The organism is Methylobacterium sp., assembly GCF_019750675.1.
Taxonomy (GTDB): Bacteria; Pseudomonadota; Alphaproteobacteria; order Rhizobiales; family Beijerinckiaceae; genus Methylobacterium.
The window spans coordinates 1-3,905 of record NZ_JAIEOF010000388.1 but is presented as its reverse complement, the minus strand read 5'-3'; the positions used below and the strand labels follow the sequence as shown (position 1 = coordinate 3,905).

Sequence of the window (3,905 nt, the reverse complement as noted above, 5' to 3'; positions counted from 1 at the left end):
GTAGAACGCCCCGTGGGCGAAGTTCACGAATTGCAGCAGCCCGAAGATGATGCTCAGGCCCACGGCCAGCAGGAAGTAGAGCATCCCGAGGCCGAGGCCGTTCAGGATCTGGAACAGGTAGGTCACGGGGTCTCCCGGCGGAGTGTGGCTCGACGCGGCCCTCCTCCCCCTTGTGGGGAGGGGTTGGAGGTAGGGGTGGCTGGGTGACCCTCAGGGCTCGGAGGCCAGCGGAACCACCCCCACCCTCGATCCCTCCCCACACGGGGGAGGGAGGGGCCCTCACGCCATCTTGCAGCCGGCCGCCTCGGGCGAGAGGAACGACTTGCCGGACTGGATCACCTCCGCGAAATCGTCCTTGTCCTTCATGGCGGACTTCGCCTTGCCCTTGAGCAGGTAGTAATCCTTGATGACCTGATGGTCGGCGGCGCGGATCTCCTCCTCGCCGGTGAGGCCCGCGTAGCGCAGGCCCTCGAGGGCCTTGATCACGGCGGGGCCGTCGGCGCTGCCGGCCTTCGCGGCCGCGTCGAGGAGCAGCTTGGTGATCTGGTACGAGCCCGCGAAGGAGTAGTTCGGCGTCATCTTCGCGGTCTCGCGGACCTTGGTCACCAGGGCCTTGTTCAGGGGCGAGTCGATGCCGTGCCAGTACTGGGCGCCGAAGTAGACGCCCTCGCAGAGATCGGCGCCCAGCGCCTCGAACTGCTCCAGGCCCGAGGCCCAGGCGAGCACGATGGTCATGCGCTTCTTGAGGCCGAAGCTCACCGCCTGGCGCAGAGCGTCCGAGGATTGCGAGCCGAAGTTGAGGAGCAGCAACACGTCGGGCTTGGCCGCGATGGCGTTGGTCAGGTAGCCGCTGAACTCCTTCTCGGCCAGCGAGTGGTAGCTGTTGCCGACATGCTCGACGCCCTTCTCCTGGAACACCGCCTTGGCGGCGCTCAGCAGGCCCTCGCCGAACACGTATTGCGGGGTGATCGTGTACCAGCGCTTGGCCTGGGGCATCTGCGCGATCAGCGGGCGCACCGTCTGCGCGATGGCCCCGAAGGTCGGCACCGTCCAGCGGAAGGTGCCGCGGTTGCAGTCGGAGCCGGTGATCTCGTCGGCCCCCGCCGTGGTGATGAAGACGCCGTCGCCCTTCGTGACCTCCTTGCCCATCACCAGAGCCTCGGAGGAGAGGATGCCGCCTGCGAACAGCCGGGTGCCCTGGCCCATCGCCTCCTGCACCTTGCGGGCGGCGGGGGCCGGCTTGCCCTCGGTGTCGATATCGGCGATCGAAACCTTGCGGCCGAGCACGCTGCCGGCCTCCTGCGCGGCGAAGGCGGCGCCCAGCGAAGCGAACTTGCCGTTGGCGGCGAAGGCCCCCGAGATCGGCAGCGGCGCCCCGATCACCAGGGGGCCCTCCGCCGCGCGTGCGCCCCGCAGCAGGCCCGGAAGCGAGAGTCCGGAGGCGGCGAAAGCGCCGGCCGTGAGCGAGGTCTTCAGAAACGCACGACGATCACGCACAACTTTGTTCCTTGATCACGGGCTTTGGCAGAGGATCTTTCTCCGCACAAAGGACGGTGCTTGTCCTGATCCGTCAAGCCGCTCCGCTCATGTTGCGCTGCACCTGTGCGAAACACCCTCAAAAGCCAACAGGACGGGCAGATCTTGCCCCGATCGAGATCAGACCCGGCACTTCGACAACAAATACGTGCGTTTGCTGCCGTATCACCCGCCCAGCGCGCATACGGCGAAGCCTCAGAAGGTTGGCGGCGTGCAGGCGCTCACCACCTCGCAGGCGACGGGGCCGACGCAGCGGAAGCGGTGCGGACGGCGGCTCTCGAACGAGTAGGCATCGCCCGGCCCGAGGATGCGGCGCTCCGCATCCACCGTCACCTCCAGGCGGCCGCACAGGATGATGCCGCCCTCCTCGCCCTCGTGGACCAGAGGCACGCGGCCGGTGTCGGCGCCGGGCTCGTAGCGCTCCTTGAGGAGTTGCAGGCTGCGCCCGAACAGGTTGTCGCCCACCTGCCGGTAGGAAATCGGCCCCTTGCCGATCTCGGTGAGTTCGTCGGCCCGGTAGAACGCCCTGCGCGGGCGCTCCGGCTCCACCGCGAAGAACTCGGACAGGCCGATGGGAATGCCGTCGAGGATGCGCTTCAGGGCGCCGACGGACGGGTTCACGCCGTTCGATTCGATCAGCGAGATCGTCGAGTTCGGCACGCCGGTGCGCTTGGCGAGCGCCCGCTGCGACAGCCCGTGAATCGTGCGGACGGTGCGCAGGCGCGCGCCGAGATCGATGCTCATCGGAATCCTCGCGGTCGCCTCTGGGGCGGAGCGCCCTGTTAGAGATGTTCAGGATTCACCGACATTGCCCTCGCGGGCCCCATGTTTTCAAGCACATCGTGCGGGAAAGAAAAGGACTTGTTCGTCCCGCGCAATCGGCGCCTCCTTCGGGATCATAGACGTCCCCCGAGGATCGCCATGGATCACCACCACGCCGCCAACGCCCCCGGGCTCGACGCCTACTGGATGCCGTTCACGGCCAACCGGCAATTCAAGGCCGCGCCGCGGATGCTCGCCACGGCCAAGGGCATGCACTACACCTCCGCGGACGGGCGCAGCGTCCTCGACGGCACCGCCGGCCTCTGGTGCGTGAATGCCGGGCACGGACGCCAGGGCATCGCCTCGGCCGTGGAGCGCCAGCTCACCACCCTCGACTTCGCGCCCTCGTTCCAGATGGGCCACCCGGCGGCCTTCGACTTCGCCGAGCGCCTCGCCGCCATCGCGCCGGGCGGCCCGGAGGCGGGGCTCAACCGGGTGTTCTTCACCGGCTCCGGCTCCGAATCCGTGGACACCGCCCTGAAGATCGCGCTCGCCTACCAGCGCGCCATCGGCCAGGGCACGCGCACCAAGCTGATCGGGCGCGAGCGCGGCTATCACGGCGTCGGCTTCGGCGGCATCTCGGTGGGCGGCCTCGTCAACAACCGCCGCGTCTTTCCCCTGCTGCCGGGCGTCGACCACCTGCGCCACACCCACGATCTCGAGCGCAACGCCTTCTCGAAGGGCCTGCCCGCGCACGGGGCGGATCTGGCCGACGACCTCGAGCGTCTCGTGGCGCTCCACGGGGCCGAGACCATCGCGGCCTGCATCGTCGAGCCGGTGGCCGGCTCCACCGGCGTGCTGCTGCCACCGACGGGCTATCTCGAGCGCCTGCGCGAAACTTGCGACCGGCACGGCATCCTGCTGATCTTCGACGAGGTCATCACCGGGTTCGGCCGCCTCGGCACCCCCTTCGCCACCGATTACTTCGGCGTGGTGCCCGACCTCGTCACCACCGCCAAGGGCCTGACCAACGGCACGCTTCCGATGGGTGCGGTGTTCTGCAAGCGATCCGTCCACGACGCCCTGATGCACGGCCCGCAAGCCGTGATCGAGCTGTTCCACGGCTACACCTATTCGGGTCATCCGGTGGCCTGCGCGGCGGGCCTCGCCACCCTCGACATCTATGCGGCCGAGGGCCTGCTGACCCGGGGGGCGGAGCTGGCCGAGGACTGGGCCGGCGCCATGCACGACCTGCGCGGCGCAAAAAACGTTATCGACATCCGCACCATCGGCCTCGTGGCCGGCATCGAGCTGGCACCGCGCCCGGGCGCGCCCGGCGCGCGGGCCTACGACGTGTTCGTCGACTGCTTCGAGCGCGGCCTGCTCGTCCGGGTCACCGGCGACATCGTCGCCCTGTCGCCGCCGCTCATCGTCGAGCGCGACCAGATCGACACCATGGCGTCGATCCTCGGCGACGCCATCGCCCGCGCCGCCTGAACTCTTCCGACTCTCCGTCCGTCAGGATTCTCGATGCCCACCGCGATTTCGCACTTCATCGGCGGCCGAACCGTCGCCGGCACGGCCACGCGCTCCGCGCCCGTCTTCAA

The 3,905-nt window shown here is 68.8% G+C and carries 3 protein-coding genes; 1 reads left to right on the top strand and 2 read right to left on the bottom strand.

The genetic code is table 11. The features are described from left to right. Positions 1-279: 279 nt before the first annotated feature. Together K2X24_RS20220 and K2X24_RS20215 are read right to left on the bottom strand one after the other, a co-directional pair. The gene (locus tag K2X24_RS20220; protein ID WP_292500467.1) at positions 280-1,497 is read right to left on the bottom strand and encodes an ABC transporter substrate-binding protein; all 1,218 of its coding nucleotides are present in this window, start codon (positions 1,495-1,497) and stop codon (positions 280-282) included. Between the two features lie 234 nt (positions 1,498-1,731). Next, complete coding sequence (locus K2X24_RS20215) at positions 1,732-2,280, bottom strand: cupin domain-containing protein (RefSeq protein WP_292500464.1); 549 nt, start codon at positions 2,278-2,280, stop codon at positions 1,732-1,734. A gap of 177 nt (positions 2,281-2,457) precedes the next feature. On the opposite strand from K2X24_RS20215, the gene K2X24_RS20210 reads away from it, so the two are divergent. Beyond that, positions 2,458-3,795, top strand: a complete 1,338-nt coding sequence (locus K2X24_RS20210) for an aspartate aminotransferase family protein (RefSeq protein ID WP_292500462.1) — start codon at positions 2,458-2,460, stop codon at positions 3,793-3,795. Positions 3,796-3,905 lie beyond the last annotated feature (110 nt).